Here is a 19,128-nt window from a genome sequence, read left to right on the forward strand (position 1 = left end):
GAAGCGCGCTGTCGAAAGACAGGCGCTTCATTATCGAGATCAACGCTTACTTGCGAAGACGACGGCGCATAGCAGCCAATCCGAACAGGGATAGCAAGCTGATGAAGCCAGTGCTACCCGCACCACCGTCACCGCCAGTACCATCACTTTCTTCTTCTACAATGTCTGCAATCAAGCCGTCGCGGTTAGATACTTTCGCTAGGAAAGTTTGTCCAGACCCTTCTAAAATTTTGCCATCACGCATTAGGTTTACATTAACGTTGTAGATAGCAGATGGCGCACCAAAGACTTCGAAATTCACCAAAGTTGTGGTGTTATTAGAAATAACCACATTAGGCTGTACCATTTGGTTCAAATCTAAGCGCTGTTCATCATCATACGGAGTCATACTGACGGTCGCGACATCGCCCACTTGAGGTGAAATACTCGCTGGGATTTGATAAGGAACCTTGATCAGCTTTCTCAGTTTTGGCAGGTATAGAGGCACGCTATCATCCGCATCACCAGGCTTATAGCTAATGGTAATGAGCGCAGGATCGTGATCCGATGCGCGATAGATGTCTGGTTTGTAAAACTTGTGCGCACCAGTTCCGTCGATACTACCTTTGAAGCTGTTTTGATAGTCATACAAACCCGTTTCGGCAGCATTAACATGCCAGTCTGTTGCATCAATCACACGATCTTTTAGTGAAGGTGAGATTAAGATGTGATCAAGCGATCCTAATTCGTCACTGAAAGAGTAACTCCAAGGCGTCTTGCCTTTCTCTTTGAACTTTTCACCGACGATATCAATGTAGCCGTACGTCTTAGTGATAGTGACTGGTGAGCCATCTTGGTTAAACTGTGGCTTAGGTCCAAGGAAAGTATGGCTAGCGGTAACGATCGTCTTGTTGCGTGGGTTCTCGGTAAGCACCAGCACAGGATCTTCTTTACCATAAGCGTTCAAATCGCCAAGGATGATTTTATCCCCAGGAATGTCTTCCATCTCTTCACCTAAGTGCACAGCACCGGCAACGCGGAACTCAGCACAAGCTCCTTGGTAGTCTAGATCGGGCGCTTCACGGTTATTCCAAGTCGTGGCATTACCAAACTCAACACCTTGCCATTCTTCCCAACAACCAGAGCCTTTTGACTTAAGGTGATTTACAGATAGCGTTAAGCGCTTACCTGTTTGGTTAATGATAAAGGTAACCACTAGAGCATCGCGGTGGTAGTTTTGGCCATCTTCCAAGATCTCTTGGTTTTGATCTTTGATCACTTCGCCTAAGTCGTTGACGATAGTTGGCGCTTTTTGCTGAGGCATTGGGATAACGCGAGTGCGCTCAATGCTCATTTTACTTGGACGATAGATAATACCTGTTGCAATGGCGTCAGAACCAATGGCGTCTAGGTTATCCAGCATTTGATTGCCGTTGTTGTCAAAACCAACAAACACATAACGGTTTTCAGTAGAGTTAGGGCCATTGTAATCTTGGGCGCGTTCATCTACATACTTGATATTGACTTGGTTCACAATCTCAGCAATAGCACTGTCATCGCCAAAACCGTTGTTTTCAATCTCCATCAGGGCCATGACATCAGCATCCTGAGCACGAATAATTTCTACCAGCTTGGTTCTCTGGTGGATGTATTCATCGTAAGTATCAGCGCCTCGGCTTTGACCATAGTTGTTATTGTCGCCACCAAAAGGAGAGTTGAAGAAGTTAAACAGGTTCTGACTGGCAACGCGGATAGCAAATTCATCATCTGCCACAGTGTCATTTAGATCAGGCTTGTTAGTACGAGGTAAGTTGTGAATAAAGTTATCACTGGTCAACTGATTAGTTATGGTCAGGCTATAGTCCTGGTCAAACTTGTCAGTACCTGGGATCAACTCAGTTTCATATTGACTGATCACACCATGTGCATTAACGAGACTATCATCGATACGGATATAGTTGGTGTGTGGGTCACTGTTAAAGCCTGCGTAGTAAGGTAAGTCTGTACCGTTTGATTTAGGCGAGCTTTCAATCACTAAACGATAGTCATTGTTTTGCTCATAAGCAGCTTTAGATTCAGGGCTTCCTGCAACATGCAAATGGTTAGGCTGTAAGTTAGGACGCTTATAAGCCGCTACCATGTTGTTGCGACCGTTAGGAGATGACAGATAGTTGTAACTGAAGCTGCGAGTAATACGCATATCTTGGTCACCATCAGTCTGAGGATCCAGATCGGTAGGCAGATTAACCAACATACCTTCATAACGCTCTAAGGTCTTATCGAAAGAATCGTTATCAGCGCTAATAACCTCAATATCGACAGGTTGTGTGAGGATATCTGTATTCGTCACGTTCCAGCTAAATGCTGTATCTGCAGACAGTTGTGTTTGACCTTGGTATTCAGCCACTTTACTACCGATACAAACAGTTTGACCTACTTTAAGATCGCCCGCAGCACTAGAGCTAACAAAGAGACCATCAGAAGTCTCAGGATCATTATCAGAAACAAGGTTACGAAGATAGAAGCCATCGTTAGGAATAGAGACCTTAGCCGAGATAATCCCTTCTACGGCAACTTTTTCATCTGACTCAGTCTTGCCTTCGGCAATCAAAGGCGAAGTAAAGCCTGTGCCCTGAACTTCGCTAGGAGACAGGATTTCACTGCTATCAGTTGGGCAAGTGAAGATGTCCATGATGTCTTCAGCATCAGCAGCAGGCAGCTCTGATTTACCTAGATCATCAAATCTCATCGGTAAAATGTTCTGCCAGTTAGCAGCATCGAAGGTACCTGATTGAGCAGGATTGCTGCCATCGGCCGCTTTTTTACGACGTAAAGTAGTATTAGGTGCCCACTTACTAGTCTCATTCTCGGCGCCAACACGATCGATAACAGTATCACCATTTTTCAGGAAAAAACCGTCATCACTGGTCATAAACAGGTTGTTGTATCTATTACTGGCATCATAGGTAGAGACAACAACAGTGCCACCTTGAGTAGCAATGGCATTACGAAACTCTTCGCTAGCTCTGCTATTGACAACAACCATAGCTGCACCTGGTGCAAGCGTGTGACCAGTCAACAGCGGCTTAGTATCAGCGTTCAGAAGCTCATTGTCATACTTGCCACTTGAACGTTGGAAAGCGGTAATTTCATCGGTGAAGGTGAAGGCATCAGATCCAGTATTGGTGATCTCAACCGCGCCAACATTGGCATCGGTACTCTGGGTCATTTCGGTGATCAGCAGGTCTTGAACGCCAGCGAAGGCGCCCATGCTGATGGTGCTGGCAATAGCCAGCGATAGGAAACTTTTTTTCATAGTAAACTCTATAAAAGTGAATTTAATTCGGACTAGAAATACATACGCGCGTAGGCATACGCTGCTTCAGGGGCTTCGCCTATTCTGCCTTCTAGTGAGAAAACGATGTCGCGGGCAGGGCGATAGTTGAAACCTAAACTGGCCCACTGACGCTCTTTTCCGTATTCAGGCGGTAGCTCAGAATAGTCGTAGTTAGGACCAATCAGATCCCAGCCTTCATATTCTTCGTGGTTTACTGAGCTGATAATTTCCCAGTGTTGATTAAGATCATACTTGGCACTGAGCGTTAGCCCTTGATTGCGGAAAGTTTGATAATCTAGGTGTACATCACCGCCCTTACGCGTAGACAAGTCTTCATCTTCTACAAAGCCATTTAAACCAATAGATAAATCAGGCATTAGTTTCAGGCGTGCCCCAAAACCTACTTGTTTTTGTTCACCGTATTTACTGATTCCGTTTGAGCCACCGCGAGTTTCTAAACCAACGACTACAGACAGCAGATCAGACATCCACCCCATGTATCCGTTAATGATGTCACCTTGTAGTGCACCACTCTTATGCTCACCGTCGTATGAGTAAGAGGCGCCGAAAATCAGATTGTCAAATTCAGCTTGATATTTAACCGTGTTTTCTTGGTCACCGGCTTCACCAGTTTCAACTGACTTGTTGAAGGTGAAATCACCGAAGTGGTCGTAATCATCGAATGCTGTATCGGTCAAGCCTAGCTCGATCCACTGTTGATCGGTAAAAGCATAACCGACGTATAGCTTGTCAATGGCCAATTCGAATTCACCATCGCCGCCAAGCCAGTTGCGGCGTTGGTAATCTAATTCAAGACGGTAGGTAAACTGTTGACGTTTTCCCGTTACGCCCATGGTGGCGAAGCTATCATCTACATAGCCTTTGGTATCGTAGAACTCATCGTGATTGTAATCTGGATGAGTATCAAAATGCCCACCGACACCCACTTCGCCATACAAGCGAACGTGGTCGCCTTTACTGTCACCATCTAGCATTACAGCGCTCACTGAACCCGCACTAAACATAGTGAAGATAGCAATTGCAATTGTTGATTTTTTTAACATTACTGTTACTTCCGAATAGTAATTTGTCAGCCAATATTTGAAGGCCAAACTTAAAATTAAAAATATTGATTAGTAAATTTTTAAACTGCTAGCTGCTGATAGTAGGTGGAGCATTTGATGGCGAAAGCGCCGAGACTTTTGTTACATGTTTCATAAATTGACCCCGTATTTATAATATTTTCGCTAATTTTTATTAACGTGAGGCGCGATTGTTGCAGAGTTTGATAACAAAAAAAAGAATGTTTAGTCACATTTTTAAAACACAAGTATCTGTTAAACAAGGAAAAAAAGACATTTGCTGAACGCGTGAGAGAACAGGGTGTAACACGAGCTGCTTTATAGTGCTAAAAATCAGGATCTTAAGGGAGAACGTGGTCTGATGTGTTTGCTGTAAACTTACGTGAGAATTAAAGGGGATTTTTACGAATAAATTAGACTCTCAAGTGCATGAGTCATAGCGGTGCGATTGATAAAACCTGTGACTGATCTTTAAGTACCCAAGAACGCGGCCCCGTAACGTCATTCATGCGTTAAGTTGCCCTAGTTGAGCTTAGGGTGGTGTTGAAGATTGGCAATATAAATGCCCTTGAATCTTACGAGCTTGGGTATGGGAGTCAGTTTACGGGGGATTGAGTTAAATTTGATAATGATTTTTCTTCATCTGGCCATGGCACAGTGATCAAGGATAAGTGATCATTGTGTTTGACCTAGGGCGAGAGGTGCCAATAAGACCTGAGCTACATGTTGAGTATATAAGCAGGGGGAGGTTTAGGTTGTTTGACCTTATGCTATTATCAATGCTTAGCTTAGCTTAGGTAAAGTTAAGCCTTCGTTGATTGCGAGATCATTAAGTTATCTAACCTTGAGTGCAATAACCGAAAAAAGGATGACATTGAGTCATCCTTTTTCTATTGGTAACATTGAGTTTACCAGTCTTCAGTATTGCCTGCTGAACTGTCTTACTAAAATTTAGGCAATTAAATCATATTCATTTTTCAAAATTTCAATGATGTCTGCTTTGGGATTTGACGACAAAATGATTTTTTGACCTGTGACTTTTTCAGCTACGCCGGTATAGGTCTCTGAAACTGCCATCATGGCGGTTAATGGTAAATCATTATCGCGCGCAAGTGCCTCACGCTCCGGCATTCTGTCTTTATTGAGCAAGATGTCCGCATCGTCAAAATGATTGAGTAAGAATTGACGGAAACCTTCTTTTGAGTTTTCGACAATCTTACCTTCACGATACGCCGCCCCATCCCAAATACGCGAAGAATCAGGCGTACCCACTTCATCCATATAAATGAGTTTTGATTGGCCCTCTTTATCTGTGACATAACCAAATTCAAATTTGGTATCGACAAACACTTGATCTAACTTGGCTAATGCATCAGAAATAACCTTAAAGCCTTGCTTTAATAGTGTTTCGTATAGGTCGATATCTGCAGGTTTTTCAAATCCGAATGCTTGATAATTGGCTTCAATGTCACTGCGGCTGATGTTGACATCATCTTGCTCAGGCACACCAGGAATACCGGTTAAAATGCCTTTAGTTGACGGGGTAATCAACAACTCAGGTAACTTTTGATCTTTGGTTAAGCCTTCAGGCAAGGTGATGCCGCAAAATTCGCGTTCACCTTTAGCATAAGCTCGCCACATTGAGCCAGTAATATATTGACGACAAATGGCTTCTACTTTAATTGGGCGAGCTTTTTGTACTATCCACACAAACGGGTGTGGAATATCAAGAATATGGCTATCGGCTAGTCCATTTTTGGCAAATAACTTAAACCAGTTATTTGAAATGGCGTTTAATGCCGCGCCTTTTCCTGGAATACCTTGTAAATTGCCTTCACCATGAAAAATACAATCAAATGCCGAAATACGATCACTGATGACCATGATGGCTAATGGCGTATTTTCAGGGACATTATAGCCTTTGTCTTTGATTAAACGACGACTATCAGCCTCGGTTAGCCAGTATACACTGCGCACTTTACCGCTATGCACTGGCTTGTCTGTGCGGATGGGTAAATCGTTATTAACGGCTAAAACGGAATCGGCAAGACTCATGACGAGTATTCCTCTAGTTGAAGGGGGAAGGGCTAATTTTTATGGCGGCTATTTTACCCGTATTCTTTGGTTTTGCCACGTAAAAAGGCGAGGTTGAAATAGGCTTTTTTCACTACAGAACAATCCAATGTTTGATCGCAGCGTATTAAGCCTTGTTATTTATTGCTGTGTAATATTAGCTGACACGAATGCGCATATCAGGCAGTATTCAATTCTTCAAAACTAAGAGTCATTACTGTGACAGATACTCAAATGGATAATACCGCCAAGCTAGGTCTCATTTTCGTTTCCGTTGCGGTATTTTTTTGGGGCATTTTACCCATAGCATTAAAGCTATCTGGGCGATTTATCGACCCCGTGACTTTGACTTGGTTTCGGTTTTTAATGGCGTTTGTGGTGACCTTGTTACTGCAATGGCGATTTGGCCAACTGCGTCAATTTAGCCTGCTCATTCGCGCCGATTGGCTTAAATTGTGTCTCGCTGGCACCTTGCTGATGTTTAACTATGTATCGTTTGTGTATTCATTGGATTATCTTGCACCGGGAACAGCCCAATTGAATTTTCAAACCGCACCATTTTTTTTAGCTTTTGGTGGTGTATTGTTATTTAAAGAGCGCTTAAATGCCGTGCAATTAACTTGTTTTGCTACCTTAGCCATTGGCATGCTGATGTTTTTCCATCCAAATTTGAATGTTGGCAACGCTGATAACCATCAAATTATGCTTGGTGTGTTAATCGTGCAGTTTTCGGTATTGTCCTGGACAAGTTATGCATTATTACAAAAGTCTTTAGGGCCTAAATTATCCCCCAGCAATGTATTGTTGTTTATCTATGGATTAGGCATTTTTGCCATGGCGCCGTTCAGTGACTTTGGTCATTTTGAATTAATGAGTTTATCTGATTGGGGGGTTGTGGTTTTTTGTGGCGCGAATACCCTGATTGCCTATGGTTGTTTTGGGCAAGCCATGAAGTATTGGCCTACGGCACAAGTCAGTGCCATGTTGGCGTTGACTCCGGTGTTAAGTTTTAGTGCAACGGCTATTGTGGTTAGCCTTGGGTGGTGGAGTGATACCTTCAGCGCCGATAATCTGGACGGGTTATCCTTATCTGGCATTGCACTGATTATTTTTTCGGTATTTGCGGTGCAAATTTGGCCTTTGTACGTCAAACGCAAACAGTTTAGATTGGGTTAGCTATTGTTGTGCTGGATGGTGTCAAGCATCAATGACGCAGAAGTGATGCGGGTCGTAGACACGCTATATTGACTCTCTATTTTTGTATACTAGCCTGAGATGTCATGCATCATCAGGCTCATCATCTATGGCTATATAAGATTAAAACTTAGGTTTATATTCAAACTCAGCCTGTGCTTTGCTATCACTAAACACTTCAATAGTATGTTTTTTATTAAAAAAACTGTTCACTAGGTTATTCGGGAAAGATTGAATACAGCCGTTAAAATTGGCTACGTTTTGGTTAAAAATACGTACAGCAGCGCCCACATTTTCCTCTTGTTCGGTAATTTCATACATAAACTTGGCAAAAGATTCTGATGCTCTTAGTTCAGGGTAAGCTTCAACAGCAACATTAATGCCTTTCATCAACGCCTGCGAGGCTTGATCAACATCATTTTGTAACTTGGTATCAATTTTATTGTCTTTAAGCGCATTAATCCCTTGGCGCAAAGCGGTAATTTTAGGCAATAAATCTTTCTCATAATCTTGATGTTGCTGTAGCACGCGATCAAGTTCAGGGATAATTCGACTGCGCTGCCTTTCCTGGGTAAGCACATCCGCCCAACCTCGTTGTACCGCATTGTGCTCTTTGACGATGGCATTATAAATGCTGAATATAATGATCGCGACAACAACTAAAATGGCAATAATAATAAAAAACAGGTCCATAATTTTTCCTTAATATAATGGGCTAGCGCTGTGCTTGATGATTTGATTTACAAAACCAAAGATACGGTTCACTGTGAACAAAGATGTGTCATTTAGCAATTCTTGTTTAAATTTTTCTGGTTCGGTGATGTCATAATGCATTGCAGGATTAAGGAGATTAGTATTTTTTTGGTTAATCAATAAACTGCCATCGTAGGCAAACTCAATGGTTAAATCATCAAGTTTGTGGGCCAATTGCTCACAGGCAATCACCACCACTGGCTCTAAAAACTTAGCAGCATTGAATTCTGAATCCGTTTGCACATAAAAGCGTTTTTCAAACTCGCGTGATGCGGGCATAAAACGCTGCTGCCAATGCCTAGCTAACCTTGACTGACTCATGACTAAATGGGTAGTGTTGTTGATAGGCGGAAAGATAACCCCTTGACGATAATAATGATCATACACTGTTCTCGTGCGTGTTCGAGTGCCGCCTTTACCGTCTGACTCCTGATACGTTTCCGTTCTTTTATCCATATAGTGATGATAAACCACCGCGGCGCGGATAAGACCCGACTCAGAATGGAAGTCAATTTGTTTACCCCATTCAACATTTTGTGAGTAATTTCCGCGGTTAAAGTCGATAAATTTATGCTGGGCATTATTCAAGAAGCCAGCATCACAATGAGTGATATTGTAAAGGTGCTTTAAGGTTTCATCTCTAAATAGATTCGACAGTGTGGTCAGGCGTTTTTTGCGGGCAATAATTTGATAAATGGCGACGATAGCGACTATGGCACAGACTGCCCATATTAATAAATCGGGGTTTGAAATGCGAGTGTATTGACTTTGTGTCTCAAGATAAAACCAATAACCGACAGCGGTGATCACCGACGCTAAAATACATAGGTATAAAGCACTATTTTGGTAAGTAAGTTGGTTAGGATAAGCAATGGCTTTATCTAAGCAGGCTTTAACAACATCAATAGATTGTGATTGAGACACCCTAGCTTGTAGCTTTTTTACAAACTGAGTGAGGGCGGCGTTATTGATAGGCTTGGCATGTTCAGAGACATTTTTGGCCGGCATTCTACATCCTTGTCATAAATCTTATGTTTATGTTACAAGGAAAATTAAGCCTGTAAAGTGTTGCTTTGAGGTGGCTTAAATTGATCGGTTCTATAATGGCATGTGTTTCAAAACAAAAATGGAGCCCAAAGGCTCCATTGTTTAATCATTTGCTGAGTTCAACGTTTTATTAACCGTTATCACGTGGTTTACGTGGGCGGCGTTCTGCCGATGAACGATCGCCAGAAGGACGGTCACCACCACGAGGACGACGGTCACCCGATGGGCGGTCACCACGTGGACGACGAGGTGCAGCAGCACCACGGCCAGAATCAACGAAAACTTCATCACCAGCTTCACGAATGTTAAGTGGACGACCACAAACACGCACTTTTCTTAGGTGAGTTAATACATCTTTTGGCATGCCATCTGGTAAATCAACTGTAGTGACTTGATCGTACAGTTGAATTTGACCGATATAACGGCTGTCGATGTTAGCTTCGTTAGCAATCGCGCCAACAATGTTACCCACACCAACGCCATTCTCACGACCTACATCAATAACATAGCGGTTCATCTTAACATCAGGATTATCTTTTAATCCTTCAGGTTGGCCGAAGCTAGTTGGTGATGGGCGGCTGCTACGCTCGCGACGAGGACGATCACCGCCATCGCGTGAACCACGATCTTCACGAGGACCACGTTCGTCACGTGAATCACGTTGACGCTCTTGGATCTGTGGTAACTGTAATGGACGCTCTTGTTGTACTTGCTGTAATAATGCCGCAGCTAACAAATCGGTATCGATTTCTAACTGGGTACATAATTCAGCCACAGCATTTTTCATGAAATCTAAATCAGTGTTTAGGGTTTCTTGAATTTGCTCACCTAAACGAGATAAACGACGCTCTGCAACCGTTTCTGGGCTAGGGATTTTCATTGGCGAAATACGGCTGTTTGTAGCACGTTCGATAGTACGCAACATGCGCATTTCACGGTGTGTTACAAAAAGGATAGCCATACCAGTACGACCCGCGCGGCCAGTACGACCGATACGGTGTACATAGGCTTCTGAGTCATAAGGAATATCGTAGTTTACTACGTGACCGATACGCTCAACGTCTAGACCACGAGCTGCAACGTCAGTGGCAATCAAAATGTCTAGCTTGCCACTTTTCAGTTGCTCAACAGCACGTTCACGTGCCTGTTGATTCATGTCGCCATGTAATGGTGATGAAGCGTAACCACGTGCTTCTAGCTTTTCAGCCAACTCAACACAGCTATTACGAGTACGTACGAAAATGATAATACCTTCGGTATTTTCAACTTCTAATACACGTACTAATGCTTCTAGTTTATTGTGTTGTGATACTTGTACGTAACACTGTTCAATAGACTCAACCGTTGTGTGGCTGGCAGCAATACTGATGTTAACTGGGTTAGTTAAGTGCTTGCTAGCAACACGTTTAATTTGCTCAGGCATAGTGGCTGAGAATAATGCTAATTGGCTGTTTGCTGGCTTATGCTCTAATACCCATTCGATATCATCGATAAAGCCCATTTTTAGCATTTCATCAGCTTCATCAAGTACTAATGCTTTTAGCGCATCTAACTTTAATGTGCCGCGACGCATGTGATCCATTACACGACCTGGTGTACCCACAATCACTTGTGGTCCACGTTTAAGGGCGCTTAATTGTTGATGCATGCTTTGACCACCGTAAATCGGTAGTACATGGAAGCCTTTCATGTGTTTAGCATAACTGCCAAACGCTTCAGCAACCTGAACGGCAAGTTCACGTGTTGGTGCTAAAACTAAAATTTGTGGGGCATTAAGACGAATATCGACTTTGTTCAGTAAAGGCAGCGCAAACGCACCTGTTTTACCTGTACCAGTTTGTGCTTGGCCGATAATATCTTGACCAGCCATAAGCGGATCGATACTTGCTGACTGGATCGGTGTTGGTTTCTCATAACCTAACTCGTCAAGAGCACGCAACAGATTCTCAGACAGGCCGAGTTCGCGGAAAGTTCTTTCATTGGATGACATTGGGTTGTAGCCTTGTGGATGTGCACGAAATTCGGATGCTCGTGCTGAGTTTCACAGACAGAAAATCAACCCCGTGTCGATTTCCCGCGCCGAAAGGGCGATATTATAGCAGCGGTTCTGTGATTTGACTATAGAAAATGTGATATATATTTAAATGTGGCCTGATTTTTGCCTTATCTTGTAAGTTATTTACCCTGTAACTGATGTTATTGTGGGTTAATTTCGATTTGAGGTTGGCTGATAAAGCTGTAGGCCATTTCGGTCACACTGGCTAAAAAGTCAATTTTTAGCGTGTCGATAGTGTCATCTACGGTGTGATATTGATTATGTGGCGGCACGCCAAAGTAAATCCAGGGTATGCCAGCTTGATGAAACGGGTAGTGATCGGATGCTTTTAACCAGTTCATCCGTTTTATTCCTGTAGCGCTATTTTTTGCATAACTTAAACGAATACATAATTGATGTTTGTTAGTAAGATCCGTTTTAATTTGTTCAAAATCAACAAAGTTCTGTTCGCCTTCTATGTATATCGCTCGGGGACGTGAAGGGTGACCAATCATGTCCAGATTCATCGCTAATTCAATTTGCATCTCGGGATACATTTGTATTTGCTCGACCAGTCCATAACTGCCATACAAGCCTTGTTCTTCTGCATCGGTGGCAACCAGCATCAAATTAACTTCAGCTAGCCCAGTATGTTGCCATTGCTCGGCGATAGCCAATAAGCCTGCGACACCAGAAGCATTATCGTCGGCGCCATGAAAGGTACGCTTACCTTGTTGACCAAGATGATCATAATGTGCCGTGATAATGCGCCAGCGGTTTGAAGGCGTGCGGCTAGGAATAATGCCAACAATATTCACACCTAGTTGCTGACTAAATTGATACTTGTAGGTAAACGGGACTTTGAAAGTCGATTGCCATGGCTGTAAACCCAGGGCAGTAAAACGTTGTTCTAGATAATTTTGACTCAATATCGCACCCTCGCTACCGGTTTTTCTACCGGCAAATTCAGCAGAGCTAAGGGTACGGATATCATCAATAATGTGTGCGCTATTTGCCCATTGATGTTGTAACGGCATATGACAATCAATGCTATCTTTATTGGCACAGCTGCTCAGCATGAATACCAAGGCGAGGCTACATAATATAGCCCCTTTAGGCGTGTTTATTTTTGTGCCACTGAGTGTTTTTATGAATGCGCCTAGTGTGATCATATTTGTCCTTTGGCGCGTTAATTGATTAAGTGGTTTTTTTTACAGTCTTTTTCACAGTTTTTTTAGCGGCTGTGTTAGCGCCCGAGTTCTGTTTTGCTGCACGTTGTTTGTGCAAAGCCAACATGGGTTTTAAAAAGCGTGCCGTATGGGACGTGGGGTGGTTAGCCACATCTTCAGGGCTTCCAGCCACTAAAATAGTCCCGCCGCCTGAACCGCCTTCAGGGCCTAAATCAATAATCCAATCCGCTGTTTGAATCACATCTAAATTATGTTCAATCACGACTATGGTATTGCCATGAGACTTGAGACGATGCAACACATCTAACAATAGTTGAATATCGGCAAAATGCAGCCCCGTAGTGGGTTCGTCCAGAATGTACAGGGTTTTACCGGTATCGCGTTTAGATAATTCTTTAGCCAACTTAACCCGTTGTGCTTCACCACCAGATAAAGTGGTCGCGCTTTGTCCTAAGCGAATATAAGATAAACCGACATCCATTAAGGTTTGCAGTTTGCGCGCAATGGCGGGAATGGCATCGAAAAACACGCGCGCTTCTTCTATGGTCATTTGCAGCACTTCGTGAATGTTTTTACCTTTGTATTTTACTTCTAAGGTTTCACGGTTATAGCGCTTGCCTTTACAGGCATCACAAGGCACATAAACATCAGGTAAAAAGTGCATCTCTACTTTAATTAACCCATCCCCCTGACAAGCTTCACAACGGCCACCTTTAACGTTGAATGAGAAGCGGCCGACTAAATAACCGCGTGTGCGTGCTTCCTGGGTGCCTGCAAATATTTCACGTACAGGGGTGAAAATGCCTGTGTAAGTGGCTGGGTTAGAACGTGGTGTTCTGCCAATTGGGCTTTGATCTATATCCACGACTTTATCGCAGTGATCCATGCCTTTTATTTCTTTGTAAGGTGCAGGTTCGTCTACAGTGGCACCATTGAGCATACGATGAGCAATTTTGAAAAAGGTATCGTTAATCAGGGTTGATTTACCTGAGCCAGAAACACCCGTCACGCAGGTTAATAAGCCAACGGGAATAGTTAAGTCGACATTTTGTAGGTTATTTCCTGTTGCGCCGAATAACTCAATCACTTTTTTGGGATCTATTGGGGTGCGTTGGTCGCTAATATGAATTTGTTTTTTACCTGAAAGGTATTGGCCTGTAACCGACACTTCACAGTCAAGAATATCGCTTAAAGTACCTTGTGCAATAATTTCGCCGCCATGCACACCTGCACCAGGGCCGATATCAATAACATGGTCTGCCATGCGTATCGCATCTTCATCATGCTCCACCACAATGACGGTATTACCTAGGTCACGCAGGTGAATAAGGGTGTTGAGTAATCGCTCATTGTCACGCTGGTGTAAACCGATAGAAGGCTCATCTAATACGTACATTACCCCTACTAATCCGGCGCCAATTTGGCTAGCAAGGCGAATACGTTGCGCTTCACCGCCTGATAGCGTGTCGGCTGAGCGCGATAAACTTAAATAATTCAGACCAACATTAACCAAAAATCCTAAACGCTCACCAATTTCTTTTAAAATTTTATCGGCGATTTGAGCGCGTTGACCTTCAAAAGTGAGCTCGGCGAAATAGCTTTTTGCTTCACCAATTGACCAGGTTGTCAGTTGCGGTAAATTTAAATCACCAATAAACACATTGCGGGCCTCTTCACGTAAACGTGAGCCTTCACAACTGTTGCATGGCTGCATATTGATAAATTTAGAGAGCTCTTCACGTACCGAATTACTCTCGGTTTCGCGATAGCGACGATCCATATTGTTCAAAATACCTTCAAACGGATGGTTGCGAACCACCACATCACCACGGTCGTTAATGTATTTGAAGGCAATGTTTTGTTTGCCAGACCCAAATAGCACTAACTTTTTAACTTTGTCGCTTAATTGCTCAAACGGGGTTTCGACATCAAATTTGTAATGCTCGGCCAGTGAACTGAGCATTTGAAAGTAATAGAAGTTTCTTCTGTCCCAGCCTCTAATCGCCCCGCCAGCTAGAGACAGTTCGCCATTGCTTATCACTCTTTCAGGATCAAAAAACTGCTGAACACCCAAGCCATCACAGGTTTGGCATGCACCTGCTGGATTGTTAAATGAGAAAATCCGCGGTTCTAGCTCTGTCATGGAGTAGCCGCAATGGGGGCAAGCAAAGTTGGCAGAGAAAATCAGCTCCTCAGTGCTACTGTCTTCCATTGAAGCAATTTTTGCGATACCGCCAGATAGCTCTAATGCGGTTTCAAAGGATTCAGCCAAACGCTGTTTTAAATCTTCTCGCACTTTAAAGCGATCAACCACAACTTCAATGGTGTGCTTCACGTGTAAGTCGAGTGTTGGGGGATCGGTTAAATCACACACTTCGCCATCAATTCGGGCACGAATATAGCCTTGGGCCGATAAGCTTTCGAGTAGTTTTACATGCTCGCCTTTACGATCGTTAATCACTGGGGCAAGTAACATTTGGCGGCTGTTTTCTGGCAAAGCTAATACTTTATCAACCATTTGGCTGACGGTTTGTGCCGATAGTGGTTGACCATGAGTCGGACACCGTGGTTCACCTACTCGCGCAAACAATAAGCGCAGGTAATCGTATATTTCGGTCACTGTGCCAACGGTAGAGCGAGGGTTATGTGAGGTTGATTTTTGTTCAATTGAAATGGCCGGACTTAAGCCTTCTATATGATCAACATCAGGCTTTTCCATCAAACTTAAAAACTGTCGCGCATAGGAGGATAAAGATTCAACGTAACGACGTTGCCCTTCTGCATAGAGGGTATCAAAAGCGAGTGAAGACTTGCCTGAACCAGACAATCCTGTGATAACTATCAGTTTATCTCTTGGGATCGTCAAATTGATGTTTTTAAGATTGTGGGTTCGGGCACCGCGGATTTCAATATTGTCCATCTAATCGCTCTATGTTCGCTATGGGGCAAAATGGGTTTCAGTATCGCACATTAACTGAGACCTGTTTAGTCAATCATCACTATTTCCTGCTCGGTAATGCTCTACGATGAAAGCCTAAAAAAAGTTTAATTAAGCTTAAATTCATAAACTGTGATTTCCTTTTGAGCAACTGATTCAGGCTATGGTAATATGCGCGACTCATTGAATTGGTAAAAGGGTAGATGAATGGCCAGTAATGGACTGTCGGGCATGGAAAAAAAAGTCGCATTTTCGTTAGCCAGTGTGTTTGGCTTACGCATGATGGGGCTATTCATGATCATGCCTGTTTTTGCGTTATATGGACAACACCTTGAAGGTTTCTCACCTCTTTGGGTCGGTATCGCCATTGGTGCTTACGGGCTTACCCAAGCCATTTTACAAATACCCATGGGCATATTGTCTGACAAGTATGGCCGTAAACCCATTATCATGGCGGGGCTGGTATTGTTTGCCATTGGTAGTTTAATTGCCGCGTCTTCTGATCATATTTATGGCGTAGTGTTTGGCCGAGCAGTGCAAGGCATGGGGGCTATAGCCGCAGCGGTGTTAGCGCTTGCTGCCGATTTAACCCGTGATGAACAGCGTACCAAGGTTATGGCTGTTATTGGGATGTGTATCGGGTTTTCGTTTGCATTATCTTTGCTCGTTGGCCCTGTTGTTGCTCAATATGTTGGTTTAACAGGGTTATTTTTGCTGACTGCGGCTTTAGCTGTACTAGGAATGCTAATTGTGCAGTTTTTTGTGCCTAATCCTATCAGTCAAGCGCCAAAAGGCGACACTTTAGCGACTCCCGCTAAATTGAAAAAAATGTTAATGGATCCACAATTATTTCGTTTAGATGCCGGTATTTTTATTTTGCATTTAGTCTTAACCGCGGTGTTTGTGGCATTACCTTTAGATTTAGTCGATGCGGGCTTAGTAAAAGAAAAGCATTGGATGTTATACTTTCCGGCTTTTGTTGGCGCGTTTTTCCTGATGGTGCCTTTGATTATCATCGGCGTGAAGAAAAAAAATACTAAAACCATGTTTCAAATTTCATTGTTGTTGATGATGGCCTCGCTGGGTGCTATGGGTATTTTTGCTGACAATATTTGGGTGTTGAGCGGCGCAGTGCTGTTCTTTTTCACTGGGTTTAATTATCTTGAAGCATCGTTACCGAGTTTGATTGCAAAGTTTTGCCCTGTTGGCGATAAAGGTTCAGCAATGGGGGTGTATTCTACCAGCCAGTTTTTAGGTGCATTTTGTGGTGGCATGTTAGGTGGTGGCGCGTATCAGTTAGTCGGCGCCTCTGGGGTCTTTTTCGTCTCATTGGGATTAATGACCTTATGGTTATTGCTGACCTTTGGCATGGCCAAGCCAGTGCTGCTAAAAAGCTATACGCTTGAAGCAAATATAAAAGATAAACCTCATGCTCAAACCATGGCCTCTCAGTTGTCACAGCTAACGGGTGTGGCTGAAGCTATAGTGGTATTAGAGGATAAAGTCGCCTATTTAAAGGTGAATGACGATTTCAATTTAAGCGAAGCCAGAGCTGTGTTAGGCTCTGTTAATTAGATCATTTTGATCAACCGAATAAGTGTATAGAAAAGATAATCGCAGGAGATTTCAATGGCCAGTCGTGGTGTGAATAAAGTCATTTTAGTGGGTAACTTAGGTAAAGATCCTGAGGTACGTTACATGCCAAACGGTAATGCCGTTGCCAATTTTACTGTTGCGACAAGTGAGTCTTGGAAAGACCAGCAAGGCCAACTTCAAGAGCGTACCGAATGGCATAACATTGTCATGTATCGTCGTTTAGCTGAAGTGGCTGGTGAGTACCTTAAAAAAGGCTCGAAAGTCTATTTAGAAGGCAAGTTGCAAACCAGCAAGTGGCAAGATCAAACGACGGGGCAAGACCGTTACAAAACTGAAATTAATGCAATGGAAATGCAAATGCTTGATAGCCGCAACAGCGGTGCAGGCCAAGATAACAGTCAATATGATCAAGCTCCTCAACAACGCGCCCCTCAAGCGGCTCGTCCAGTTGCGCAGCCTCAGTATAATCAAGGTGGTGTAAACCAAGGTGTTCCACAAGGTAGCTATCAGCAAGCACCCGCCCAAGGTGGTTATGCACAACCGAATAAGCCAGCGCCTCAACAGCCTGCTTATGCTCCTAAACCACAGGCGCCACAAGGTAATTATCAGCCTCAACAAAATGCGGCACCCGCTCAGCGTCCAGCGCCTCAACCTGCGCAAAACTTTACCCCAGATTTAGATGAAGGCTGGGATGACGACATTCCGTTCTAGGATATCGTCACAGTAACTTAACGCAAGTTAATGAAATCTAAGACCTGCTTGCAGGTCTTTTTAATTTTTGTATGTTGATATAAAAGAGTGGGTTAATTCTCTTTTGTATGCAGGCTCTGGTAAACTCAACTGAGATTCTTGGGCAATCTTAAAAAGAAGATAGTGATGGAAAAAATTCTGTTCATTCGCCATGACAAAATAGGGGATTTTATTCTCACATGGCCTGCTTTTTATATATTGAAAAAAGCATTACCCAACACACGCATTGAGGTTTTCGTTGCTCCCGTAATGAAAAGCTTCGCATTGACGTGCCCATACATTGATGATGTCGTCGTTGATACTGGTGATGACGCGCAGTTAGTTGAGCAAATTAAAGCCAATCGTTACGATGCGGTTATCGTATCTCACTCCGATTTCCGAATTTACAATTTAGTCAGTAAAGCTGATATCCCATACAAAATTGCGCCTAATCATGGTTGGTTTCGATACCTATATCCTCATCGAGCGAATACGAAATATAAAAAAGGTGAACCCTGTTGGCGTGGCAGTTACATGTTAGCCGAGCAGTTTTTACTTAACCATCAAGTTACCATTCCAGAACTGCCTTCTCAGTTGTGGGATGTGACCTCTGAGCGTGAACAGTGGCGTAAGTACTATCAACAGCAAAATGATGAAAAACTGATTTTTATTCATCCAGGTACTGGCGGTTCTTCAGGAAGTTTGCCAGAAGCACATTTTGCTGAGTTGATAACAAAGATTGATCAGCGCACAGATTTAGATTGTCGTTTCATATTAACCTACAGTGGTGATGAAAAAGCGCTGGCGCTTAGGATTCAATCATTACTGGTTAAGACCAATATCAAAGTTGAATTAGCCACACCATTGAAAAGCTTGGCTGATTTTGCCCGTTCGATTGTGGCTGCAGATATGTTTATTGCAGGCTCAACCGGCCCTCTGCACATTGCTGGGTTACATAATGTGCCAACTGTTGGTTTTTATGCAGGTCGACGCTCTGCACCAAAGTTGAAATGGCAGACATTAACAGAACCTGCTAAACGTTTAGCATTCACTCCGCCTGTGGGGCGAAAGGGGCGAAATATGGCCTTGGTTGATGTGGATCACGCGGCAAGTGAAATTAGCGCCTTTTTAAACCAGCATTATGCTGAGCAAGTGTAATTTGAATGGTGTTGTAA

12 protein-coding genes are annotated in these 19,128 nt (G+C 43.3%); 4 read left to right on the plus strand and 8 right to left on the minus strand.

Annotation, left to right across the window (positions count from 1 at the left end; translation table 11 throughout):
- Positions 1 to 46: 46 nt before the first annotated feature.
- The 3 genes from ORI98_RS14490 to ORI98_RS14500 all read right to left on the minus strand — a co-directional run bounded on the left by ORI98_RS14490 (position 47) and on the right by ORI98_RS14500 (position 6,453).
- The gene (locus ORI98_RS14490) at positions 47 to 3,295 is read right to left on the minus strand and encodes an ExeM/NucH family extracellular endonuclease (protein ID WP_306135692.1); all 3,249 of its coding nucleotides are present in this window, start codon (positions 3,293 to 3,295) and stop codon (positions 47 to 49) included.
- Positions 3,296 to 3,327: 32 nt separating this feature from the next.
- Positions 3,328 to 4,380, minus strand: a complete 1,053-nt coding sequence (locus tag ORI98_RS14495; protein ID WP_261299678.1) for a porin — start codon at positions 4,378 to 4,380, stop codon at positions 3,328 to 3,330.
- Between the two features lie 969 nt (positions 4,381 to 5,349).
- On the minus strand, positions 5,350 to 6,453 hold the full coding sequence (locus ORI98_RS14500; protein ID WP_306135693.1) for a phosphoribosylaminoimidazolesuccinocarboxamide synthase: 1,104 nt from the start codon (positions 6,451 to 6,453) through the stop codon (positions 5,350 to 5,352).
- A 252-nt stretch (positions 6,454 to 6,705) separates the two neighbouring features.
- Here ORI98_RS14500 and ORI98_RS14505 point away from each other — a divergent pair, with 252 nt between their 5' ends.
- Positions 6,706 to 7,647 (plus strand): DMT family transporter, encoded by a 942-nt coding sequence (locus ORI98_RS14505; RefSeq protein ID WP_261299699.1) that lies wholly within the window; start codon positions 6,706 to 6,708, stop codon positions 7,645 to 7,647.
- 141 nt (positions 7,648 to 7,788) lie between these two features.
- Here the strand turns inward: ORI98_RS14505 and ORI98_RS14510 are convergent, their stop codons facing one another.
- The 5 genes from ORI98_RS14510 to uvrA all read right to left on the minus strand — a co-directional run bounded on the left by ORI98_RS14510 (position 7,789) and on the right by uvrA (position 15,610).
- On the minus strand, positions 7,789 to 8,358 hold the full coding sequence (locus ORI98_RS14510; RefSeq protein WP_306135694.1) for a LemA family protein: 570 nt from the start codon (positions 8,356 to 8,358) through the stop codon (positions 7,789 to 7,791).
- A gap of 9 nt (positions 8,359 to 8,367) precedes the next feature.
- Positions 8,368 to 9,426 carry a hypothetical protein gene (locus ORI98_RS14515; protein ID WP_306135695.1) on the minus strand — a complete coding sequence of 353 codons (1,059 nt, stop codon included), beginning with the start codon at positions 9,424 to 9,426 and terminating at the stop codon, positions 8,368 to 8,370.
- A gap of 169 nt (positions 9,427 to 9,595) precedes the next feature.
- Positions 9,596 to 11,455: a DEAD/DEAH box helicase gene (locus tag ORI98_RS14520; RefSeq protein WP_261299682.1), complete on the minus strand. Its 1,860-nt coding sequence runs from the start codon at positions 11,453 to 11,455 to the stop codon at positions 9,596 to 9,598.
- A gap of 206 nt (positions 11,456 to 11,661) precedes the next feature.
- Positions 11,662 to 12,672, minus strand: a complete 1,011-nt coding sequence (locus tag ORI98_RS14525) for a M20/M25/M40 family metallo-hydrolase (RefSeq protein WP_306135696.1) — start codon at positions 12,670 to 12,672, stop codon at positions 11,662 to 11,664.
- Between the two features lie 25 nt (positions 12,673 to 12,697).
- On the minus strand, positions 12,698 to 15,610 hold the full coding sequence (gene uvrA / locus ORI98_RS14530; protein ID WP_306135697.1) for an excinuclease ABC subunit UvrA: 2,913 nt from the start codon (positions 15,608 to 15,610) through the stop codon (positions 12,698 to 12,700).
- Positions 15,611 to 15,835: 225 nt separating this feature from the next.
- Here uvrA and ORI98_RS14535 point away from each other — a divergent pair, with 225 nt between their 5' ends.
- From ORI98_RS14535 to ORI98_RS14545, 3 genes are all read left to right on the plus strand, one after another.
- Positions 15,836 to 17,203: an MFS transporter gene (locus ORI98_RS14535; protein ID WP_306135698.1), complete on the plus strand. Its 1,368-nt coding sequence runs from the start codon at positions 15,836 to 15,838 to the stop codon at positions 17,201 to 17,203.
- A 54-nt stretch (positions 17,204 to 17,257) separates the two neighbouring features.
- The gene (gene ssb, locus ORI98_RS14540) at positions 17,258 to 17,935 is read left to right on the plus strand and encodes a single-stranded DNA-binding protein (RefSeq protein ID WP_306135699.1); all 678 of its coding nucleotides are present in this window, start codon (positions 17,258 to 17,260) and stop codon (positions 17,933 to 17,935) included.
- A gap of 165 nt (positions 17,936 to 18,100) precedes the next feature.
- Positions 18,101 to 19,111: a glycosyltransferase family 9 protein gene (locus ORI98_RS14545; RefSeq protein WP_306135700.1), complete on the plus strand. Its 1,011-nt coding sequence runs from the start codon at positions 18,101 to 18,103 to the stop codon at positions 19,109 to 19,111.
- Positions 19,112 to 19,128 lie beyond the last annotated feature (17 nt).

Origin of the sequence: Shewanella sp. ULN5, from assembly GCF_030731885.1 — a bacterium.
Taxonomy (GTDB): Bacteria; Pseudomonadota; Gammaproteobacteria; order Enterobacterales; family Shewanellaceae; genus Shewanella; species Shewanella holmiensis.

Coding starts and splice junctions, on each gene's coding strand:
- uvrA (WP_306135697.1), bottom strand. CDS start 15,610: ATGGACAATATTGAAATCCGCGGTGCCCGAACCCACAATCTTAAAAAC.
- ssb (WP_306135699.1), top strand. CDS start 17,258: ATGGCCAGTCGTGGTGTGAATAAAGTCATTTTAGTGGGTAACTTAGGT.
- ORI98_RS14535 (WP_306135698.1), top strand. CDS start 15,836: ATGGCCAGTAATGGACTGTCGGGCATGGAAAAAAAAGTCGCATTTTCG.
- ORI98_RS14490 (WP_306135692.1), bottom strand. CDS start 3,295: ATGAAAAAAAGTTTCCTATCGCTGGCTATTGCCAGCACCATCAGCATG.
- ORI98_RS14525 (WP_306135696.1), bottom strand. CDS start 12,672: ATGATCACACTAGGCGCATTCATAAAAACACTCAGTGGCACAAAAATA.
- ORI98_RS14510 (WP_306135694.1), bottom strand. CDS start 8,358: ATGGACCTGTTTTTTATTATTATTGCCATTTTAGTTGTTGTCGCGATC.
- ORI98_RS14520 (WP_261299682.1), bottom strand. CDS start 11,455: ATGTCATCCAATGAAAGAACTTTCCGCGAACTCGGCCTGTCTGAGAAT.
- ORI98_RS14505 (WP_261299699.1), top strand. CDS start 6,706: ATGGATAATACCGCCAAGCTAGGTCTCATTTTCGTTTCCGTTGCGGTA.
- ORI98_RS14515 (WP_306135695.1), bottom strand. CDS start 9,426: ATGCCGGCCAAAAATGTCTCTGAACATGCCAAGCCTATCAATAACGCC.
- ORI98_RS14495 (WP_261299678.1), bottom strand. CDS start 4,380: ATGTTAAAAAAATCAACAATTGCAATTGCTATCTTCACTATGTTTAGT.
- ORI98_RS14500 (WP_306135693.1), bottom strand. CDS start 6,453: ATGAGTCTTGCCGATTCCGTTTTAGCCGTTAATAACGATTTACCCATC.
- ORI98_RS14545 (WP_306135700.1), top strand. CDS start 18,101: ATGGAAAAAATTCTGTTCATTCGCCATGACAAAATAGGGGATTTTATT.